General features: G+C 67.9%; 19 protein-coding genes. 6 read left to right on the top strand and 13 right to left on the bottom strand.

What is annotated here, in order from left to right; all coding sequences use genetic code 11:
• Positions 1-2: 2 nt before the first annotated feature.
• The 3 genes from AC5Y4C_RS05365 to ftsY form a co-directional block, all read right to left on the bottom strand.
• Positions 3-341, bottom strand: a complete 339-nt coding sequence (locus AC5Y4C_RS05365) for a P-II family nitrogen regulator (RefSeq protein WP_499908049.1) — start codon at positions 339-341, stop codon at positions 3-5.
• A gap of 5 nt (positions 342-346) precedes the next feature.
• Positions 347-1,765 (bottom strand): ammonium transporter, encoded by a 1,419-nt coding sequence (locus tag AC5Y4C_RS05360; RefSeq protein WP_499908048.1) that lies wholly within the window; start codon positions 1,763-1,765, stop codon positions 347-349.
• A gap of 252 nt (positions 1,766-2,017) precedes the next feature.
• A complete protein-coding gene (ftsY, locus tag AC5Y4C_RS05355) occupies positions 2,018-3,304 on the bottom strand; it encodes a signal recognition particle-docking protein FtsY (protein WP_499963154.1) in 1,287 nt (428 codons plus the stop codon).
• A gap of 28 nt (positions 3,305-3,332) precedes the next feature.
• Between ftsY and fni the strand changes: the two genes are divergently transcribed.
• Entirely contained in the window at positions 3,333-4,370 is a 1,038-nt protein-coding gene (gene fni, locus AC5Y4C_RS05350) for a type 2 isopentenyl-diphosphate Delta-isomerase (protein WP_499908046.1), read from the top strand.
• Between the two features lie 45 nt (positions 4,371-4,415).
• Here the strand turns inward: fni and smc are convergent, their stop codons facing one another.
• The 6 genes from smc to AC5Y4C_RS05320 form a co-directional block, all read right to left on the bottom strand.
• The gene (gene smc / locus AC5Y4C_RS05345; RefSeq protein ID WP_499963155.1) at positions 4,416-8,042 is read right to left on the bottom strand and encodes a chromosome segregation protein SMC; all 3,627 of its coding nucleotides are present in this window, start codon (positions 8,040-8,042) and stop codon (positions 4,416-4,418) included.
• A gap of 11 nt (positions 8,043-8,053) precedes the next feature.
• Positions 8,054-8,329: an acylphosphatase gene (locus AC5Y4C_RS05340; RefSeq protein WP_499908044.1), complete on the bottom strand. Its 276-nt coding sequence runs from the start codon at positions 8,327-8,329 to the stop codon at positions 8,054-8,056.
• A complete protein-coding gene (locus AC5Y4C_RS05335; protein WP_499963157.1) occupies positions 8,322-8,732 on the bottom strand; it encodes an OsmC family protein in 411 nt (136 codons plus the stop codon). Before AC5Y4C_RS05335 ends, AC5Y4C_RS05340 begins: the two co-directional genes overlap by 8 nt.
• Positions 8,733-8,807: 75 nt before the next feature.
• Entirely contained in the window at positions 8,808-9,647 is an 840-nt protein-coding gene (gene mutM, locus AC5Y4C_RS05330; RefSeq protein WP_499908042.1) for a DNA-formamidopyrimidine glycosylase, read from the bottom strand.
• Positions 9,640-10,392, bottom strand: a complete 753-nt coding sequence (gene rnc / locus AC5Y4C_RS05325) for a ribonuclease III (RefSeq protein WP_499908041.1) — start codon at positions 10,390-10,392, stop codon at positions 9,640-9,642. Before rnc ends, mutM begins: the two co-directional genes overlap by 8 nt.
• Positions 10,341-10,922, bottom strand: a complete 582-nt coding sequence (locus AC5Y4C_RS05320) for a YceD family protein (RefSeq protein ID WP_499908040.1) — start codon at positions 10,920-10,922, stop codon at positions 10,341-10,343. The genes rnc and AC5Y4C_RS05320 overlap by 52 nt, the downstream gene beginning before the upstream one ends.
• A gap of 127 nt (positions 10,923-11,049) precedes the next feature.
• On the opposite strand from AC5Y4C_RS05320, the gene AC5Y4C_RS05315 reads away from it, so the two are divergent.
• On the top strand, positions 11,050-12,030 hold the full coding sequence (locus tag AC5Y4C_RS05315; RefSeq protein ID WP_499963159.1) for a YihY/virulence factor BrkB family protein: 981 nt from the start codon (positions 11,050-11,052) through the stop codon (positions 12,028-12,030).
• On the opposite strand, the gene AC5Y4C_RS05310 is transcribed toward AC5Y4C_RS05315, so the two are convergent.
• Positions 12,027-12,590: a hypothetical protein gene (locus AC5Y4C_RS05310; protein ID WP_499963161.1), complete on the bottom strand. Its 564-nt coding sequence runs from the start codon at positions 12,588-12,590 to the stop codon at positions 12,027-12,029. The genes AC5Y4C_RS05315 and AC5Y4C_RS05310 overlap by 4 nt on opposite strands.
• Before the next feature lie 211 nt (positions 12,591-12,801).
• Between AC5Y4C_RS05310 and AC5Y4C_RS05305 the strand changes: the two genes are divergently transcribed.
• From AC5Y4C_RS05305 to AC5Y4C_RS05290, 4 genes are all read left to right on the top strand, one after another.
• Complete coding sequence (locus AC5Y4C_RS05305) at positions 12,802-13,506, top strand: response regulator transcription factor (RefSeq protein ID WP_499908086.1); 705 nt, start codon at positions 12,802-12,804, stop codon at positions 13,504-13,506.
• A complete protein-coding gene (locus AC5Y4C_RS05300; RefSeq protein ID WP_499963163.1) occupies positions 13,484-15,037 on the top strand; it encodes a sensor histidine kinase in 1,554 nt (517 codons plus the stop codon). Before AC5Y4C_RS05305 ends, AC5Y4C_RS05300 begins: the two co-directional genes overlap by 23 nt.
• Before the next feature lie 22 nt (positions 15,038-15,059).
• Positions 15,060-16,883 (top strand): glycosyltransferase family 39 protein, encoded by a 1,824-nt coding sequence (locus AC5Y4C_RS05295; protein ID WP_499963165.1) that lies wholly within the window; start codon positions 15,060-15,062, stop codon positions 16,881-16,883.
• Between the two features lie 101 nt (positions 16,884-16,984).
• Complete coding sequence (locus AC5Y4C_RS05290) at positions 16,985-18,820, top strand: glycosyltransferase family 39 protein (protein WP_499963167.1); 1,836 nt, start codon at positions 16,985-16,987, stop codon at positions 18,818-18,820.
• A gap of 11 nt (positions 18,821-18,831) precedes the next feature.
• On the opposite strand, the gene sepIVA is transcribed toward AC5Y4C_RS05290, so the two are convergent.
• The 3 genes from sepIVA to coaD all read right to left on the bottom strand — a co-directional run bounded on the left by sepIVA (position 18,832) and on the right by coaD (position 20,820).
• Positions 18,832-19,572 (bottom strand): cell division protein SepIVA, encoded by a 741-nt coding sequence (sepIVA, locus tag AC5Y4C_RS05285; protein ID WP_499908035.1) that lies wholly within the window; start codon positions 19,570-19,572, stop codon positions 18,832-18,834.
• Positions 19,573-19,681: 109 nt separating this feature from the next.
• Positions 19,682-20,248: a hemerythrin domain-containing protein gene (locus AC5Y4C_RS05280; protein ID WP_499908034.1), complete on the bottom strand. Its 567-nt coding sequence runs from the start codon at positions 20,246-20,248 to the stop codon at positions 19,682-19,684.
• Between the two features lie 92 nt (positions 20,249-20,340).
• Positions 20,341-20,820, bottom strand: coding sequence for a pantetheine-phosphate adenylyltransferase (gene coaD, locus AC5Y4C_RS05275; protein ID WP_499948249.1), 480 nt, complete (start codon positions 20,818-20,820; stop codon positions 20,341-20,343).
• Positions 20,821-20,829: the final 9 nt, after the last annotated feature.

Below are 20,829 nucleotides of genomic sequence, written 5' to 3'. Positions count from 1 at the left end.
ACTCACAGCGCGTCGGCGCCCCGCTCCCCTGTGCGCACCCGGACCACCGTTTCGACGGGGCTCACCCACACCTTGCCGTCGCCGATCTTGCCGGTGCGTGCAGCCTGCACGATGATGTCCACCACCTTGTCGACGGCCGAGTCGTCGACAAGCACTTCGACGCGCACCTTGGGAACGAAGTCGACGGAGTATTCAGCGCCGCGGTAGACCTCGGTGTGGCCCTTTTGTCTGCCGTAGCCCTGCACCTCGCTCACCGTCATTCCGAGAATTCCGGTTTGTTCCAAACCGGTTTTGACGTCCTCGAGAGTGAACGGCTTGACGATCGCGGTGATCAGCTTCATGTGTCCTAAACCTCCGCCCCGTGACGCCCGATGATCGAACTGCCGCCCACGCCAGCGGCACTCAACGCAGAGCCTGTGCCGAGGCTGGCGAAATCGTATGCGGTTTCGGCATGTTCGGCCTCATCGATACCGTTCACTTCATCCTCTTCGTTGATGCGCAGACCGATCGTGTACTTCACGATCAACGCCAAGATAGCCGCCCCGATCGCGGAGAACGCCATAACCGAGAAAGCACCCACCGCCTGGCGCCACAGCTGGTCCCATCCACCACCGTAGAACAAGCCGGTACGGCCGACCGCCGCCGCGGCTCCTGATTCCGGCGCCAGCAGGAAGCCGACGAGAAGGGTGCCGACCAGGCCGCCGACCAGGTGCACACCGACGACGTCGAGCGAATCGTCGAACCCGAGCCGGAACTTCAGGCCAACGGCCAACGCGCAGAACACACCTGCGCACAGGCCGACCACGATGGCGCCCAAGACGTTGACCGACGAACAGGACGGAGTGATCGCGACCAGGCCGGCCACGATGCCCGACGCGGCGCCCAGCGAGGTCGCCTTGCCGTCGCGGATGCGCTCGGTGAGCAACCACGCGAGCATCGCGGCGGCCGTGGCGATGGTGGTGGTGACGAACGTGGACCCGGCAAGGCCTCCTGAGGACAATGCTGAACCGGCGTTAAACCCGTACCAGCCGAACCACAGCAGCCCGGCCCCGAGCATCACGAACGGCAGGTTGTGCGGCCGCATCGGCGTGCCGGGCCAGCCGCGGCGCCTGCCCAGGACGATCGCCAGCATCAGGCCGGCCGCACCGGCGTTGATGTGCACCGCGGTACCACCGGCGAAGTCGATGGCCTGCAGCTTGTTCGCGATCCACCCGCCGTGGTGGACGATGTCGCCGGCCGTGTTCTTGACGTCGAAGTCGAACACCCAGTGCGCCACGGGGAAATACACGACCGTCGACCACAGAGCCGCGAAGAGCAGCCAGCCGCTGAATTTCAAGCGATCCGCTACGGCACCAGACACCAGCGCCACGGTGATGATCGCGAACATCAGCTGGAACGCCACGAACACGGTCTGCGGAATGGTGCCCGCAACCGGGATGGGCACCCCGCCGGCGCCGGCGGCATCGGGCGCGGTGGCATTCGCACCGATGAGCCCGTGCAGACCCCAGAACGTCGACGGGCTGCCGAACATATTGCCGACGTCGTTGCCGAACGCCAGCGAGTAGCCGTAGAGAACCCACAGCACGGTGACGACGCCCATCGCGCTGATGCTCATCATGATCATGTTGAGCACACCCCTGGCGCGCACCATGCCGCCGTAGAAGAAGGCCAGCCCGGGCGTCATCAGCAAGACAAGCGCCGAACTGGCCAGCATCCAAGCGGTGTCACCGGCGTCCGGCACACCCATTAGCGGGAAATCAGCCACTCGCAGCTTCCTCCTTCGCCGAAGCCCTGCGACCCCGCTGGCCGCCGAGGCATCCGACCGTCGGCTTCAGACAATGCGCAGTGGTTGTTTCGTCGAGGACGCTGCGGTGTTTCGCTCGTGTGAACGGATAGGCGGTCGCGGTTTCCGCGGTGTTACGCGGCCTTTGCTTGCCTTGCCGACCAGACGCGGAATCGCATTACCGGCACCGGATCCATGCGACTTGGTGTCTGCTCGGCGGGAAACGAGGGCACCTCAGCCCAACAGCGCGTCGACGAAAGCGGCCGGCTCGAACGGCGCCAGATCGTCGGGCCCTTCGCCGAGCCCCACCAGCTTCACCGGCACACCGAGTTCCTGCTGCACGCGAAACACGATGCCGCCCTTGGCTGTGCCGTCGAGTTTGGTCAGCACGACGCCGGTGATGTCGACGACGTCGGCGAACACCCGGGCCTGAGCCAACCCGTTCTGACCGATGGTCGCGTCGAGCACCAGGAGCACCTCGTCGACATGAGCTCGGCGGCTGACCACCCGCTTGACCTTGCCGAGCTCGTCCATGAGCCCGGTCTTCGTGTGCAGCCGCCCTGCGGTGTCGATGACGACGACGTCCGCGCCGTCCTTGATGCCGGCGTCCACCGCGTCGAACGCCACCGATGCCGGGTCGGCACCCTCGGCGCCGCGGACCACATGCGCGCCGACCCGTGACGCCCACGTCTGCAACTGGTCGGCCGCCGCGGCGCGGAACGTATCGGCGGCGCCGAGCACCACACGTCTGCCGTCGGCTACCAGCACTCGCGCCAACTTGCCGACGGTGGTGGTCTTCCCGGTGCCGTTGACGCCGACCACCAGCAGCACCGACGGGGCGTCGGCGTGCGGCAGCGCCTTTATCGAGCGGTCCAGTTCTGGGCGCAGCTCGGTGATCAGCACTTCGCGCAGCACCGCCCTGGCGTCGGCCTCGGTGCGCACAGTGCTGCTGGCCAACCGGGACCGCAGCGACGACACCACCGATTCGGTGACGGTCGGTCCCAGATCGGCAACCAGAAGGGTGTCCTCGACTTCCTGCCACGAGTCCTCGTCGAGGTCGCCGCCTCCCAGCAGACCAAGCATGCTGCGGCCAATTGCGTTCTGCGACTTGGAAAGTCGTCCGCGCAACCGTTCGAGCCGGCCCTCGGTGGGGGCGATGGTCTCCAGCTCGGGCGGCGCTACCGTCTCTTCGCCGACAGGCGGTGCAGGGGGCGTTTCGACCGGTTCCACGACCGGAGCCGGCGCGGGTCTTTCGACCGTGGGCTCGACGGGCGGCTGCGGCGGTATGACCTCCTCGACCGTGGGCCTGGGGCTCGCGCGCTCCTTGAGGTCAGTCGCTGACGATTCGGTGAACGTGATGCCCGATGCTGCGGTATAGCCGCCGGAGCGGTCGATCTGTGTGGCAGTGTCTGAACGTGACAATGTGATCCGTCGGCGCCGGTACAGCAGCAGCCCCACCACCAGCGCGGCGACCAGCAGAACGGCAACGACAGCGAGTGCTATCCACAGACCTTCTCCCACCCGGCCATTCAACCAAGGGCGCGCGGTGATGACTTCCGCTGGGATGGCCGGGCGCAAGCGCAGACACATCGACGTCTGCCTGACCGAGGACGTCGACAACGGCAGCCTGACCACCGGACTCGAGCGCTACCGGCTGCCCTACAACGCGTTGACGCAGACCAGCCTGAGCCAAATCGACCTGTCGGCCGGCTTCCTCGGGGCCTCGTTGCGTGCGCCCGTGCTGGTCGGCGCCATGACCGGCGGCGCCGAGCTGTCCGGGACCATCAACCGCAACCTGGCCGCGGCCGCTGCGGAACTCGGCATCGGGATGATGCTCGGCTCGCAACGGATCATGCTGGACAGCGCCCTGGGCGAGCGGGCCGCCGCGAGCTTCGACGTCCGTGACGTCGCGCCCGACGTCCTGCTGATCGGCAACATCGGGCTTTCCCAACTGACCAAGTCGACGCTGCCGGATCTGGTCAAAGCCCTGGACCGGGTGGGCGCCGACGCGTTGGCCGTCCACACCAATCCGCTGCAGGAGGCGATGCAAACCGGCGGCGACACCGACTTCTCCGGTTCGGTCAACAGGCTGCGCGACGTGTCGGCAGCGCTCGGATATCCGATTCTGCTCAAAGAAGTCGGCCACGGCCTCGGAGCGGCGGCGGTCGCCGAATTGCTGCGGGCACCCGGCGAGCTGCCTGTCGCGGCCATCGACGTCGCCGGCGCGGGCGGGACATCGTGGTCGCGGGTGGAGCAGTACGTCCGGTACGGCGAGCTGCGTCACCCGGAGCTCGCCGACTGGGGCGTGCCAACAGCGGACGCAATCGTGCAGGTGCGGCGGGCACTGCCCGACATTGCACTGGTGGCGTCGGGCGGCATCCGCTCCGGCATGGATGCCGCCAAGGCGCTGGCATTGGGAGCTGACGTGGTTGCGGTGGCGCGCCCGCTGCTGGCGCCGGCGATCGCATCGGCGTCGGCGGCGCTGGAGTGGTTGACACGCTTCGTCGACGAGTTGCGAATCTGCCTACATGGTTGCGGGGCAAGCGATTTGGCGGATCTGCGGCAGATCGGCGTGTCGCGAGATTGACGTGTTGCAGAGGAGGTGCGAGTGCCGACCTGCACTACGTGAGGACTAGCCCGCGGTCACCACGGATTCCCCCCGGTCGCTGCGCTCCTGCCCCGCCGGGATCTCCTGCCCCCGCAGCCGCTGCGAGATGACCTGGGTGATGCCGTCGTCGCGCATCGTCACGCCATAGAGCGCGTCGGCGACTTCCATCGTCGGCTTCTGGTGTGTGATCACAATCAGCTGCGACTGCGACCGCAGCTGCTCGAACAGCGCAATCAGCCGGCGCAGGTTCGCGTCGTCCAGCGCGGCCTCGACCTCGTCCATGACGTAGAACGGCGAGGGACGCGCGCGGAAGATGGCCACCAGCATGGCGATCGCCGCCAGCGACTTCTCACCGCCGGACAGCAGCGACAGCCGCTTGATCTTCTTGCCGGGCGGACGCGCCTCGACGTCGATGCCGGTGGTCAGCATGTCGTCGGGGTTGGTCAGCAACAGCCGTCCTTCGCCGCCAGGGAACAGCGCGTCGAACACCACCCGGAACTCGCGCTCGACGTCGTAGTAGGCCTCGGCGAACACCGACTCGATACGCGCGTCGACGTCGGCGACGACGTCGAGCAGATCTTTGCGCGCGGCCTTGACGTCCTCGAGCTGGGTGGACAGGAAGTTGTAACGCTCTTCGAGCGCGGCGAACTCCTCGAGTGCCAGCGGGTTCACGCGGCCCAGCTCGGCCAGTTCTCGTTCGGCCCTCTTGGCGCGCCGCTCTTGGGTGGGCCGGTCGAACGGCATCTGTGCCGGCGGGCTCACCTGCTCGCCGCGCTCGCGGGCTTGCTCGTACTCCGCAAGCTCCAGCTCTGAGGGCGGCAGCGGCACATCGGGTCCGTACTCGGCGATGAGGTCCTCGGCGGCCATGCCGAACTGTTCGAGGATGTGCTCCTCGAGTTGCTCGATCCGCAATGCGGCTTGGGCCTTGGCCACCTCGTCGCGATGCAGCGCCTCGGTCAACGTGCCGATCTTGGCGGTCAGCGCGGTCACCGTCGTACGGGTCTGCGACAGCGCGGTCGCGCGTTGTGTCCGCTCGGCGGCCAGTGCGTCGCGGATCTGTGAGGCAGCAGCGACCACCTGTGCCAGGCGCAACGCCACCTGCCGGCCGGATTCTGCGACCGCCGCCGCCACCGCCGCTGCATTCCGGCGCGCTTCCCGCGCACGCTCTGCCCGGATCCGCGCTTCGCGTTCGGCGGCCGCGGCCCGGCGCAGCGAATCCGCCCGCCCCCGAACGGCATTCACGCGTTCCTCGGCGGTGCGCACCGCCAGCCGCGCCTCGATCTCGACCGATCTGGCCGCTTCAGCGGCGGCCACGCTGGCCTGCCGCTCTGCGGAGTCGTCGGCGACAGGCTCTTGCATTTGCTCCGCGTTGGCGAGCCGCTGCTCGAGGTCGGTCAGCTCCTCGACCGTGCGGGCCCGGGTGGCTTCCAATTCGGCGCGCTGCTGCGTGAGCCGGCGCCACTCCTCCTCGGCGCTGCGTGCGTCTTGCCCCAGCCGGCCCAGCTGCTCGTAGGCCGACGAGATCGTCGCGTCGGACTCGTTGAGCGCGGCCAGCGCCTGCTCGGCGGCGTCCTGTCGGGCGGACTGCTCGGCCAGTGCGCCGGCAAGTGCAGCGCCCAGCTCGTGCACCTGCTTCTCGGCCCGCGCGAGTTCGACGCGCGCGTTCTCGATCTCCGAGGTGATTTCCAGCGTGCTCGGACGCCGGTCGGAGCCGCCGCTCACCCAGCCGGCGCCCACGAGGTCGCCGTCGCGAGTCACTGCGCGCAGCCGCGGATGCGACGCCACCAGATCAAGGGCCGCATCCAGGGAATCCACGACGGCGACGTCGGAGAGCATCGCCGCCACGGCGCCGCGGAAGCGCTCCGGCGCCTCCACCAGGTCGATGGCCCATCGCGCACCCGGCGGCAGGTCGATCGGCCGCGCCTCGGCGGGGGACGGCCAGTCACCGACGACGATCGTGGCCCGTCCGCCGTCGGATTCCTTGAGCGCCGCCACCGCGCCGGCGGCCGTCTTGCCGTCCTGAGCCGCCACCGCATCAGCCGCCGCGCCCAGGACCGTCGCCACCGCCGCCTCGTAGCCGTGGTGCACCTTGACCAGGTTGGCCAGCGAGCCGAAAAGCCCTGGGCCGCTTAGGTTTTCGAGGATCCAGCTGGCGCCGTCCTTGCGGTCCAGCCCCACCGCCAGCGCCTCGATGCGAGCGCGCAGCGAGGCGACCTGGCGTTCTGCGGCGCGCTCGGCGGCTTGAAGTTCGGCGACGCGTTCGTCGGCGAGCCGCAATGCCGCCACCGAGCGGTCGTGATGCTCGTCGAGGCCGACTTCGCCTTGGTCGAGCTCTCCGACCCGGGCCTGGACGGTCTCGAATTCGGCCTGTGCCTGTTGGGCCCGGGCGGCGGCTTCGTCGATGGCCCCGGTCAGCCGGGCCACGGCCTCGTCGATCGACTCCACCCGAGTGCGCATCGTGTCGACCTGGCCGGCGAGGCGGGCCAGCCCCTCACGCCGGTCGGCCTCGGCGCGCACTGCAGCCAGGTGGGCTTGCTCGGCCGCAGCGGCCGCTCGCTCGGCCTCGGCCATCCGCGTGCGCGCCTCTTGCAGTCGCGCGCGGGCCTCGTCGAGCTCGGCGACCAGCCGCGACTCGGTGGCGGCCACCTCGTCGGCCTCGGCGTCGAGCATGTCGGGGTCCACGCCTGAGCCCCGCGGCGGCTCCTCGTCGAGGTACTGGGCGCGCTCGGTCGCGATACGCACGGTCGCCGAGACGCGTTCGGCCAACGCAGACAGCCGAAACCACGTCTGCTGCGCGGCTTCCGCGCGTTCGCTCAGCGTGGCCACCGCTTGTTCGTGGGCGGCGAGTTCGACGGTGGCCGACTCGAGTAGTGCGGCCGCCTCGTCGTGCTCGCGGCGCAGGGTGGCCTCGGCATCACCGACGCCGGCGAACTCGTTGCGGCGTGTCACCAGGTCGTCGGCCGCCAGTCGCAGCCGGGCGTCGCGCAGGTCGGCCTGGATGGTCTGGGCGCGACGGGCCACCTCGGCCTGGCGGCCGAGCGGCTTGAGCTGGCGGCGCAGCTCGGTGGTGAGGTCGGTGAGCCGGGCGAGATTCGCCGACATCGCGTCGAGCTTGCGCACCGCCTTCTCCTTGCGCTTGCGGTGCTTGAGCACGCCGGCGGCCTCCTCGATGAAGGCTCGCCGTTCCTCCGGTCGGGCCTCGAGGATCTCCGACAGCTTGCCCTGGCCGACGATCACGTGCATTTCGCGGCCGATACCGGAGTCACTCAGCAGCTCTTGGATGTCCATCAAACGGCAAGAGCTGCCGTTGATTTCGTACTCGCTGGCGCCGTCGCGGAACATCCGCCGGGTGATCGACACCTCGGAGTACTCGATCGGCAGCGCGTTGTCGGAGTTGTCGATGGTGACGGTCACCTCGGCGCGGCCCAGCGGCGCGCGCGACGAGGTGCCGGCGAAGATGACGTCCTCCATCTTGCCGCCGCGCAGGGTCTTGGCGCCTTGCTCGCCCATCACCCAACTCAGCGCGTCGACGACGTTGCTCTTGCCCGATCCGTTCGGGCCGACGACGCAGGTGATGCCGGGTTCGAAGCGCAGAGTCGTCGGCGAGGCGAAGGACTTGAAGCCCTTCAGCGTCAGACTCTTGAGGTGCACGGGCTCTGAGACTAGCGCTCGACGAAGCCGTGCATCGGCTCTGTCGCGTCGGTCCAGTCCGCGACCACGTTGTCGACGGTGCCCGGCGTGTCGCCGCTTTGCAGCAGCTGCAGTAGACGTTCGCATGAGTCCCGCGGACCCTGCGCCACCACGAGCACGCGGCCGTCGGGCTTGTTCGAGGCGTAGCCCGTCAGGCCGAGTTCGAGCGCGCGTTTGCGGGTCCACCACCGAAAGCCGACGCCCTGCACGCGGCCGTGCACCCAGGCTGTCAACCGTGCGTCAGCCAATGTTCTGGACCTCGAAGGTGACCGTGGTGCCTTGCTTGAGCGTGCGCCCGACTGTGCAGACCTGCTCGACGGCCCGATTCACCACCGTCAGCAGCCGGGCTGTTTCGTCGTCGGAGAGGCCGGAGAGGTCGACTTCGAGGCGCTCCTCCAGCAGCGGGTAGATCTCCTTATCGCGGTCCGGCGGTCCGGCGACGCGGATGGTGGCGCGGTAGTCGTCGCCGAGTCTGCGCCGCAGCGGCTGATCGGAAGCCATCCCGCTGCATGCCGCCAGCGCGATCTTGAGCAGCTCACCGGGCGTGAAGACGCCGTCGACGTCCTCGCTGCCCACCAGCACTTCCGCGCCGCGCGAGCTGCGGCCGGTGTAGCGGCGTACCCCGGTGCGCTCGACCCACAGTTGCGTCATCTACTTCCTCCTTCCCGAGACGGTAACTGCCGCGTAGAACTGCGAGTGCGGGCCACGCGGAATACCGTTTCGGCGTCAGCTGCGGCGCGGCCGCGGTTGGCAGCGCGGGCAGTAGAACGACGAGCGGTTCATGAACTTCTCGCGGCGGATCACCGCACCGCAGCGCCGACACGGTGTGCCTTCGCGGCCGTAGGCATCCAGCGACCGGTCGAAGTAGCCGGATTCGCCGTTGACGTTGACATACAGCGCGTCGAACGATGTGCCGCCGGCTTTCAGTGCGTCGCGCATCACGTCGGCGGCGCAGTCGAGGATCAGCCGAAGCTTGGGCCGGCTCAACGACGACGCCACCCGCGCCCCGTGCACCTTGGCCCGCCACAGCGCCTCGTCGGCGTAGATGTTGCCGATGCCCGACACGACGGTCTGATCAAGCAGCTGGCGTTTGACCTCAGAGTCTTTGTGCCGCAACACCCTGACGACCGCGTCGGGGTCGAAGAGCGGGTCGAGGGGATCGCGGGCCAGATGGGCGACGGGCGCCGGGACGTCGTCGGCCATCTCGGCCAGCATCCAGCCGCCGAACGTGCGCTGGTCGACGAAGCTCAGCGCGGTGCCGTCGTCAAGCAGTGCGGCGATCCGTACGTGATCTGTCTTGGGCACCGGCCCGAGCAGCATCTGGCCGCTCATTCCCAGATGAACGACGAGCGCTGTTTCGTCAAAGAGGTTGAGCCACAGATACTTTCCGCGCCTGCCCGTGCCGACGATGCGTTGCCCGATCAGGCGCGCAGTCAGGTCGGCGGGACCGGCCTCGTGGCGGCGGACCGCACGAGGATGGTGGACGCGAACGGCGGTGATCGTGCGGCCGGTGACGTGGGAAGCCAAGCCGCGCCGGACGGTTTCGACTTCGGGCAGTTCAGGCATCCAGTGACGCCGCGTCCAACGCGTTCCACGCCGCCGCGGCGGCTTTCTGCTCGGCTTCCTTCTTGGTCCGGCCGACGCCGACGCCGTACTCAGTGCCCGCAACCACCACCTTCGCGGTGAACTTCTTCTGATGCTCGGGCCCGGCCGACGTCAACGCGTAGGTGGGCGCGCCCAGGCCGCGCGCGGCGGTGAGTTCTTGCAGACTGCTCTTCCAATCCAGTCCGGCGCCCAATGTGGGTGCGGTGTCGATCAGCTCGCCGAACAACCGCAGCACGGTCTTGCGGGCGACGTCGAATCCGTGGGCGACGTAGACCGCGCCCAGGAGGGATTCGACGGCGTCGGCCAGGATGCTCGACTTGTCGGCGCCTCCGGAGTTGATTTCGCCGCGGCCGAGCCGCAGGTATGCACCCAACCCGTGGTCGGTGAGGCCGCGGCCGACGTCCGCCAACGCCCGGGTGTTGACGATACTGGCGCGGAACTTGGCCAGGTCGGCCTCCGAGCAGTCCGGGTGGCGGTGGAACAGCTCGTCGGTGATCGTCAGCCCCAGCACCGCGTCGCCGAGGAACTCCAGCCTTTCATTGGTGGGCAGGCCGCCGTTCTCGTAGGCATAGCTGCGGTGCGTCAACGCCAGCGTCAGCAGGTCGTCGGGCAGGTCGACACCCAGGGCAGCGATCAGTTCCTCGCGTGCGGGGCTCACGGGCGATCCGGCGTCTTTTCCGACATCATCCCGGAGAGTTTGGCCCATCGCGGATCGATCTGGTCGTGGTGGTGGCCCGGTTCGGCCTCGGCGAGCGCCACCCCGCACTCCGCGCACAGCCCGGGGCAGTCGTCCCGGCACACCGGGGACAGCGGCAGCTCCAGCCCGACGGCGTCGATCAGCGGCTGCTCGAGGTCGATGGTGCCGTCGATGACGTGGCCGACCTCGTCTTCTGCGGTGGTCGCCTCGGTGGTGCTGTCGGGATAGGCGAAAAGTTCGGTGAAGTGGATTTCGATGTCGCCGCTGGTCGCGGTCAGGCAGCGCGCGCACTCCCCCGACGTCGGCGCGTTGACGGTGCCCGTCACCAGCACGCCTTCGGATACCGACTCGAATTTCAGGTCGAGTTCCAGGGGCGCACCCTCGACGATGGCGATGAGGTCCAGCCCGATGCGCAACGGGCTGAAGACGGTCTGTTGAAGCGGCTGCATCGACCCGGGGCGCCGAGGAAGCCGTGAAACGTCGAAGGTGAGCGGCGACCCGGGAGTGTGGTGGATTGCCGCGCGCGACTGCGTGGCCATGGCTTCCATGGTAGGCGGAGCTGCCCAGCCGCTCACCGGTCGCTGGCTGATCTGGGTTTTCGCCGCCAAAAGCGGGTATGACGTGCGTCGAACGGGTGCATCCGCGCCCTCGTCATCCGGAGTGCGCATGGTCAGCTGGCTGGATCGGCTACAGCGGCGCAGTCGCGCCGCCGGATTCGTCATCGCGGTCATCTACAAGTACGTCGACGACCAGGGCGGCTACCTCGCCGCGCTCATCACCTACTACGCCTTCGTGTCCCTGTTTCCGCTGCTGCTGCTGCTGACGACCGTGCTCGGCGTCGTCTTGGCCGGCCACCCCGAGCTCCAGGACCAGGTGGTGCATTCGGCGCTGAGCCAGTTTCCCGTCATCGGCAATCAGCTCGGCGAGCCACATCACCTCAGCGGCGGAGCGACCGCGGTGGTGGTCGGGGTCGCCGGTGCCCTCTACGGCGGCCTGGGCGTCGGCCAAGCTCTGCAGAACGCGATGGACACCGTCTGGGCCGTGCCGCGCCATGCGCGTCCGGACCCCATCCGCTCGCGTGTCCGCAGCCTCGTGCTGCTCTTTCTGCTCGGCTCGGCGCTGGTGGGCGCGACGCTGCTGTCCGCGCTCGGCCGGGAGTCCGCCGTGCTGGGCATCGCCGGAAAGGTTGCCGTGATCGTCGCGGCGGTCGCGCTCAACGCGGCGGTGTGCCTGGTCGCTTTCAAGGTGACCACCGCTCGAGAGCTGACCTTCCGCCAGGTCGCACCCGGTGCGATCACCGCGGCCATCGTCTGGCAGCTCTTACAGTCCTTCGGCGCTCTCTACGTCACCCACGTGGTGAAGTCGGCCAGCATGACCAACAGCGTGTTCGCTTTGGTCCTGGGATTGCTTGCGTTTCTGTACCTGACGTCCGTCGCGCTGATCATCTGCGCCGAAATCAACGCCGTGCGCGTCGACCATCTTTATCCACGCGCGCTGCTGACACCGTTCACCGACGACGTGTCATTGACGCACGGTGACCGCAAGACCTATGCGGGGCAGGCAAAAGCCCAGCAGGCCAAGGGATTCGAGCAGATCGAGGTATCCTTCCACCCCGAAGCCAAGCCCCAAGCCGAAAAGCAGAATTAACGTTGCCGTCGCGGTCCGCCCGGTCCCGGCTGGTTCGGCTCGGCCACCGAGGTGGCGGTGGCGGTGTCACCCGCCTTTGTCGCGTGGATCACGACCGTATCGTTCACTGCCACTTGACCATTCGCGGCTTGGCTGCCCAGCGTATAGGTCTGCGTGAACCCGTCGGCGCTCTTGGCGGTGATCGACGTGTCGGACACCGCTGTGACAACGCCGGTCTGGACGAGTTCGGTTGTGTAGCTTCCGTTTTGAGCGGCGACGACGAACTCCCCGTGCAGGGGCGCACCACCCGGGCCGGTCCCGCCGGGGCCCATGCCGCCCGGACCGAAGCCCCCCGGGCCGCCCGGACCGACGCCGGGGCCACCAGGACCCGGCCCGTGCATCCCCGGACCAGCGGCATCGGCACCGTCACTTGTCGCCGCGTAGATCGCCGCGCCACCGAAACCCGCAATCACCGCCGCGATGCCGACGGCTGCCAGCGTGTGCTTTCTGGACCAGCCGCCCTGCTGCGGAGCACCCCAGACCGGCTCCTGCGCCGCGGTGGAGGTGATGTCCGAACTCATACCAAGCCTTCCCGTCGAACCGTCGGTCCCGCTGAGTCCCAATGTGCGCCGCAAACTTAGGCGCTGACTGTGCGACGGTTCAGCATCGGATGTGCACCGCAGCGTTTTCACAGCTGGCGCATAGGGTCGGCACAGGGGTCGCCAATACGCGACAAAGATAATCGTGGTCGTGTCCGACACCTCACCCTCGGCGGTCAACGACCGAGTGGTCATGCGCCGCGCCGACGGCCGACCCATCCACGTGCTGGTCGTCGACGACGAGCCCGTGCTCGCCGAACTCGTGACAATGGCGCTGCGCTACGAGGGCTGGACGGTCTCCACGGCAGGTGACGGCGCCAGCGCGCTCGCCGCCGCCCGCAAGCAGCCACCAGACGTGGTGGTGCTCGACGTGATGCTGCCCGACATGAGCGGGCTAGACGTGCTGCGCAAACTCCGCGACCAGATTCCCGGGCTGCCACTGCTGCTGCTCACCGCGAAAGATTCGGTCGAAGACCGCATCGCCGGACTGACCGCTGGCGGCGACGACTACGTCACCAAGCCGTTCAGCCTCGAGGAGGTGGTCCTGCGACTGCGCGCGCTGCTTCGCCGCACCGGGGTCGCCACCGAAAGCAGCGGCGCGAAAATCGTCGTCGGCGACCTCGTTCTCGACGAAGACAGCCACGAAGTCACCCGTGGCGGCGACGTCATCCCGCTCACCACAACCGAATTCGAGCTGTTGCGATTCATGATGCGCAATGCCCGCAAGGTGTTGAGCAAGGCGCAAATCCTCGATCGAGTGTGGAGTTACGACTTCGGCGGCCGCTCCAACATCGTCGAGTTGTATGTGTCCTACTTGCGCAAGAAGATCGACAACGGTCGTGCACCGATGATCCACACGCTGCGCGGTGCGGGATATGTCCTCAAACCCGCCGACTGACAAGCGTTGGCTTCGCCCGCGCGCATGGTCGTTGCGGACGCGGCTTCTCGTCACCGTCGTGGCCCTGCTGGGGTTCGTCTGCGTGGGCATCGGCGCGGGCACCGAGCTTGCGCTGCACCGGTTTCTGATGGGCCAGCTCGACGAGCAGGTGATCGATGCCGGCCGACGCTCCTCGGCGCTGTTCGATCTCGGGCCGCCACCTCCCCCGCCGCCCGGATTCCCCAGGCGCTCACCACGATTCCAGCCGCACGCCGGTCCCGGCCCGGTGTTTCTCGATGCGCCTGGCCAGGCCACTCGCACGGTCGGTGCCGTGGTTCTCGACGGGCATGTGCAAGACGCCGGCATCATCACCCCCAGTGGCGCCCGGGAAGGCATCAGTCAGGCGGCGGCCCAGCAGCTCGCCGGGATCACACCCAGCTCCCGTCCGGTCACCGTCGACCTCGACGGGCTCGGCCGCTACCGCGTGGTCGCGCGGCACTCCCACAGCGGCCCGGTGATCGTCTCCGGCTTGCCGATGACCGGCGTCGACGACACGCTGCTCACCGTCGGTGCGATCTTCGGAGTCGTCGCCGGCATTGCGCTGATCGCCGCGACGGTGGCCGGCATTGTGATCATCCGCCACCAGCTGGCCCCGGTGTCACGGGTCGCGGCCACCGCACGCGACGTCGCGGACCTCGAACTCGATCGCGGCGAAGTAACGCTGCCGACCCGTGTGCTCGCGGTCGACCCGGCGGCCGCCAACACCGAAGTCGGACAGCTGGCCACCGCGCTCAACCGCATGCTCGGACGGATCTCCGACGCGCTCGCCGCTCGGCATGCCAGCGAGATGCGTGTGCGCCAGTTCGTCGCCGACGCCAGCCACGAACTACGGACCCCACTGGCCGCCATCCGCGGCTACACCGAACTCGCCCAGCGCCGCCGCGACGTGCTGCCCTCAGACGTCGCGCATGCGATGGGCCGTGTCGAGTCCGAAGCCGAGCGCATGACGCACCTCGTCGAGGACATGCTGCTGCTGGCCCGCCTGGACACCGGACGCCCGCTGCGGCGCGATCCCGTCGATCTGTCTCAGCTGGTGGTCGACGCTGTCGCCGACGCGCACGTCGCCGGGCCGGATCACGAGTGGTCGCTGGAATTGCCTGAAGAACCCGTGGTGGTCACGGGCGACGAGGCGCGGCTTCAGCAGGTTCTCGTCAACCTGCTCGCCAACGCCCGAACGCACACTCCCGCTAGAACCACGGTGACGACGTCGCTGTCGAGCGACGATTCGGGCGGCGCGGTGCTGACCGTCGCCGACAACGGGCCGGGCATTCCAGAGCCGTTGCAGCCGGAGATCTTCGAGCGTTTCGCGCGCGGCGACACGTCGCGGTCGCGGCGCGAGGGAAGCACGGGGCTGGGCCTGGCCATCGTGTCGGCGGTCGTCAAGGCTCATCACGGCACCATCGAGGTGTGCAGCGTTCCCTGCGATACCGCGTTCACGGTGCGCCTGCCGGGATCACAGCCACCCCACAGCGGCGACAAATCCAGTGCATAGCGGCCGACGCCACGATGGACGGATGACGCTCACCGCGGCGCGGCCTGCCCTCGACGCGGCGCCCGCCAAGCCTTTGCCCCGCTTTGGTTGGCAGCGTGCGGCATTCGTCGTACTGCTTGCCGCCACCGCGGTGCTGTACCTGTGGCATTTGTCGGCCAGCGGCTGGGCTAACAGCTTCTATTCCGCTGCAGCACAAGCCGGTTCACAAAGCTGGACCGCGTTCCTGTTCGGTTCCAGCGACGCGGCGAACGCGATCACGGTCGACAAGACACCGGGCGCGTTGTGGGTGACCACCGCATCGGTGCGAATCTTCGGGCTGAGCTCGTGGAGCATCCTTGCGCCGCAAGCCATTCTGGGCGTCGCTGCGGTGGCACTGATGTATGCAGCGGTGCGGCGCGTCAACGGCGCAACCGCGGGCCTGCTGGCCGGGGCGGTGCTCGCGGTGACGCCTGCGGCCACACTGATGTTCCGCTACAACAACCCCGATGCGCTGCTGGTGCTGCTGCTGGTGGCGGCTGCCTACTGTGTGCAACGTGCCTGCGAAAAACACAGCAGCCGTTGGTGGTTACCGCTTGCCGGCGTCGCCGTCGGTTGCGCGTTCCTGGCGAAAATGGCTCAGGCGTTTTTGGTCCTGCCGGCATTCGTTGCTGCTTATCTGTTGACCGCGCCCGCACCATGGCGGACGAGGCTGGCGCGCACCGCGGCCGCAGGTGCTGCACTGCTGGTCTCGGGGGGGTGGTACCTGCTTTTGGTCACGCTCTGGCCCGCGGATCGGCGGCCCTATATCGGCGGCTCGCAGCACAACAGCATCGTGGAGCTCGCCTTGGGCTACAACGGTTTCGGCAGACTCACGGGCAACGAGCCCGGCGGCTTGGGCAATCTCGATTACGACGTCGGTTGGGCGCGGCTGTTCGACCGCGGTATGGGCACCGAGATCGCGTGGCTGATTCCAGCTGCGGTGATCTGCCTCGTCGCCGCGCTGGTGATCACCCGGCGCGCACCCCGCACGGACGCAATCCGGGGCACCAGCATTCTCTGGGGCGGCTGGCTGGCGGTCACCGGCGCGGTGCTGTCCTTCAGCAACGGCATCATCCACCCGTACTACACGGTCGCGTTGGCGCCGTCGGTCGCCGCGGGCGTCGGCATCGGCGCGCCGTTGCTTTGGCGGCGGCGTGATGACATCCGCGCTGCCACAACACTTTCCGCTTCTTTGCTGGTCACCACCGTGCTGGCATGCGTGCTGCTTGCTCGCACCGACTGGTGGCTGCCGTGGCTGCGCGGCGGGATCGCGGTTGCCGGGGTGGGCGCAGCGGCGCTGGTCCTGGTGGCCGGTCGGTTACCGGTCACAGTGGCGCGCTGTGTCGGCGCGCTGGCCGTCATCGCCTGCCTGGCCGCACCGGCCGCATATTCGGTCGCGACCGCCGCGACGCCACACCACGGCGCGATCCCGAGTGCGGGCCCGTCCGGCGGATCGCCGAGATTCGCGCTTTTCGACTCACCGGATCCCTCGCCGGCGCTGGTGGCTGCGCTCACCGCGGACGCGGACCGATACACCTGGGCCGCCGCGACAGTCGGCTCGTCGAACGCCGCCGGATATCAACTCGCCAGCGCAACGCCGGTGATGGCGGTCGGCGGGTTCAACGGCACCGATCCTTCGCCGACTCTGCGCGAGTTCCAGAACATGGTCGCTGTTAAGCAGATTCACTACTTCATCGACGGCGGAATGCGTCGCCCGATGCGCGGATCATCCACCGGCAGCCATGAGGCGACAGACATCGCGGCATGGGTGGCGGCTCATTTCCCGGCGCGGACCATCGACGGCGCCACGCTGTACGACCTGACGTAGCGTCAACGTCACAGTCTGCGCATAGCTTCATCCCACGGACCGCCCACACCGCCCCGGGACCATAGAAGTCATAATGCCCAACCACTTCAGGGAGCCACCGCATGACCCTGCTCGACGACCGCATGACGATTGGTGCCGCAGAGACCGCGCCCGCGCGACGCCATCTGCGCTGGGAGCGCCCCGCGCTGTTCGTGTTGGTGGCTGCCACCGCTGCGCTGTACCTGTGGGGCCTCGGTTCAGCGGGATGGGCCAACGACTACTACGCAGCCGCGGTGCAAGCCGGCACCGAGGACTGGAAGGCGTGGCTGTTCGGATCACTGGATCCCGGCAACTCGATCACCGTCGACAAGCCACCCGCCGCGCTGTGGGTGATGGTGGCATCGGCGCGGCTGCTGGGCTTCAGTTCGTTTTCGATGCTGCTGCCGCAGGCACTGATGGGAGTGGGGGCTGTGGCGCTGGTGTACGCGGCGGTGCGCCGATGCAACGGTGCGGCGGCCGGACTGATCGCCGGCACGGTGTTGGCTGTCACGCCCGTCGCCGCAGCGATGTTCCGCTACAACAATCCCGACGCGCTGCTGCTGTTGTTGCTGACGGCCGCGGCGTACTTCATGGTGCGGGCGATCGAGTCGGGCGCGACCCGCTGGATGGCGTTGGTCGGAGCGGTGATCGGGTTGGCGTTTCTGACAAAGATGCTGCAGGCCGCCCTGGTGTTGCCCGGCTTTGCACTGGTGTTCTTGTTCGCCGCGCCGGGCCGGGTGCAGAAACGGTTGTGGCAGTTGCTGATTGGCGCCGTGACGATGGCTGTATCGGCTGGCTGGTTCATCGCGTTGGTGAGCTTGTGGCCGGCCGGCTCGCGGCCCTACATCGGCGGCTCGACCGACAACAGCCTGCTTCAGTTGGCGTTGGGCTACAACGGGGTCGAACGTGTGGCGGGCGGCGAGGGCATGCCGGCCGGCAACAGTCCGATGTTCGGCGGACCCAGTGGAATCACCCGGTTGTTCGGCCAGTCGATGGGCACCGAAATTTCGTGGCTGCTGCCCGCGGCCCTGATCGGTCTGGTCGCAGGCGTCTGGTTCACCGCCACCACGCCCCGCACTGCCCGGGTGCGGGCAAGCCTGCTGCTGTGGGGCGGGTGGCTGCTGGTCACCGGTGCGGTCTTCAGCTTCATGGCGGGCATCATCCACCCGTACTACACCGTGGCACTCGCGCCGGCGGTCTCAGCACTGATCGGCATCTCGGTGCGCGAGCTGTGGCGAGGACGTGAATTTGCCTGGGCCAGAGCTATTTTGGCGGCCATGATCGCCGTCACCGGGGTGTGGGCGTTCATCCTGTTGCACCGCACACCGGACTGGCTGCCGCCGCTGCGCTGGGTAGTGCTGGCCGCATCGGTCACACTCGCCGCGGTGCTCGCGGTCGGCGCGCACCGGCTCGGAAAAGCGACCGTGATGGTCGCCGCCGCGACGCTGGTGGTCGGGCTTGCCGCGCCCGCGGCATACGCGATCGCGACGGTCAGCCGGTCGCACGGCGGCCCGATGCCCACCGCGGGCCCGGTCAGCGGTGACTTCGGTCCCAGCGGTCGCGGCCCCGGAGACTCGGGAACCAATGACGCGCTCAACCAACTCCTCGTGAACAGCCAAACACGTTGGGCCGCAGCATCCGTCGGCTCGATGACCGCCAGCAGCCTCGAGTTGCAGACCGGGGCGTCGATCATGGCAATCGGCGGCTTCACCGGCGGCGACAACTCCCCGACGCTGCAGCAGTTCCAGCGGTACGTGGCAGAGCGCCAGATCCACTATTTCATCGCCGGCCGAATGGGCGGTCCGGCTGGCCGCTCGGGCAGCGCTACGCAAATCACCACCTGGGTGCAGCAGCACTTCGCCGCCACGGACATCGGTGGGACGACGGTGTACGACCTGCTCTCGCCGGCGACTCCGTAACCGGGCAGCGGTCAGGCGTGCTGCATGTAGTCGTGAGTCCCGGCGGCCGTGCGCAGTTGATGACGGCCCCGGCCCACGGAGCGCAGTGTGCCGTTGAGGTACTCCTCGAACTGCGCCAGCTTGCTGTCGACGTAGATGTCGCACTCGCCGCGCAGCCGATCGGCCTCGGCATGTGCCGCGTCGATCATCCTGGTGGCCTCGGCCCGCGCCGACTGCACCACCTCGGTCTGCGACACCAGACGCTGCTGCTCTTTGATGCCTTCCTGGACGGCCTTCTCGTAGGAGAGGTTGCCGTTCTCGATCAGGCGGTCGGCCTCGCTCTTGGCACGGGTGGTCATCACCTCGTACTCGCGCTTGGCGGTGGCGGTGATGCGGCTGGCCTCGTCCCGCGCTTCGGCGAGCATCTGGTCACAATGCGCGCGGGCCTCGGCAACCATGCGATCGGCCTGCGACTTCGCGTCTGACAGCAGCCGATCGGCTTCGGTGCGGGCGTGGTTGAGCACCGAGTCGGCCTCGGCGGTGGCCGTCGCCACCATCGACTCCGAGTGCTCCTTGGCCTCGCGCAGCATCGTGTCGCGCGCATCGAGAACGTCCTGCGCGTCGTCGAGCTCGCCGGGGATCGCATCTTTGATGTCGTCGATCAATTCGAGGACGTCGCCGCGCGGCACTACGCAGCCCGCCGTCATCGGCACACCGCGAGCCTCTTCGACGATCGCGCTCAGCTCGTCGAGCGCTTCAAAAACTCGGTACACGGCCACCCTCCAGCCCTAGTCACCGGCGACCGGGATCGCCGCAGCATCTGTTGAGACCAGTGTGCCTGGTGTTACGCCTGTGACTAGGAAGGCTGGAGGGGCGTGTCGGCTACCGCAGCGCGGCTGCGATCGCGTCGCGGGCGCGGTCGAGCATCGACGCGAACGGCCCGGCAGCGAAGTTCAGCTTGGCCGACTCGACGCCGGGGTGTGGCCGGGTGGGTGCGATCGCTTCGGCGGCCCGCACCGCCGTGGCCATCCGCTTGAGGTCGTCACCGTCGAGCTTGCGCTGCAGCTTGTCGAACTCCTCGAGTTCCTCGAGCTCAGCGTGCTCGACGACCGCCTGCTGGAACTTCTTGAGCTCGTCGATGAACTCCTTGGAACCGATGTCCATCTTTTCGAGCTTGGACAGCTGCTCCTTGGCGTCGTGCTCTTCCTTCAACCGAGCGTCGACGATCTCGTCGCCGTTCCCGAGCTCGCCGCGGGCCCGCGGATGCACCACCATCTCTTCTGCGGTCTCGTGTACCGCGAGCAGCTGACGCAGTTCGACGAACGCCTTCTCTCGGGCCTCGTCGCTGGACGCCGAGAAGACTTCCTCGAACAGGTCCTTGATCAGATTGTGTTGTCCCTTAAGGAACTTCACCACGTCATCGGTCGACTGGACGAACGTTTCAACCACGGCAACAAACCTCCGGAGATACGACTTTGGATTGGGCGCGAATGGGCTGTGCGCCAACTCCGGGCTACCCGTCGTGGCAGTGGGCTAATCCTTCAGCTGGCCTGCAGCTTGGCTTGCAACCGCTTGTTGACCGCCTCGGGCAACAGGTCGGAGACGTCCCCACCCATCGATGCCACCTCTTTGGCCAGCGATGACGACACGAAAGAGTACTGCGGGGTGGTGGCGACGAAGAACGTGTCGACGCCTGCGATGTGCTTGTTCATCTGAGCCATCTGCAGCTCGTATTCGAAGTCGGTGCCGGTGCGCAGTCCCTTGACGATCGCGGTGAACCCGCGCGCCTTGACGAAGTCGACGACGAGACCCTGCCCGGATTCCACGCGCAGGTTGCGCAAATGGGCGCAAGCCTCCTCGATCATCGCGATGCGTTCGTCGACGTTGAACATTCCGCTCTTCTTCGGATTCGTCAGCACCGCGACGATCACCTCGTCGAATTGCGCGGCCGCGCGCTCGAAGACGTCGATATGTCCGAGTGTCACCGGGTCGAAAGACCCGGGGCAGACCGCGCCACTCATGGGTGACGA

It is taken from the genome of Mycobacterium sp. NGS35 (genome assembly GCF_059812855.1).
This window is presented reverse-complemented; position numbering and strand designations above follow the sequence as displayed.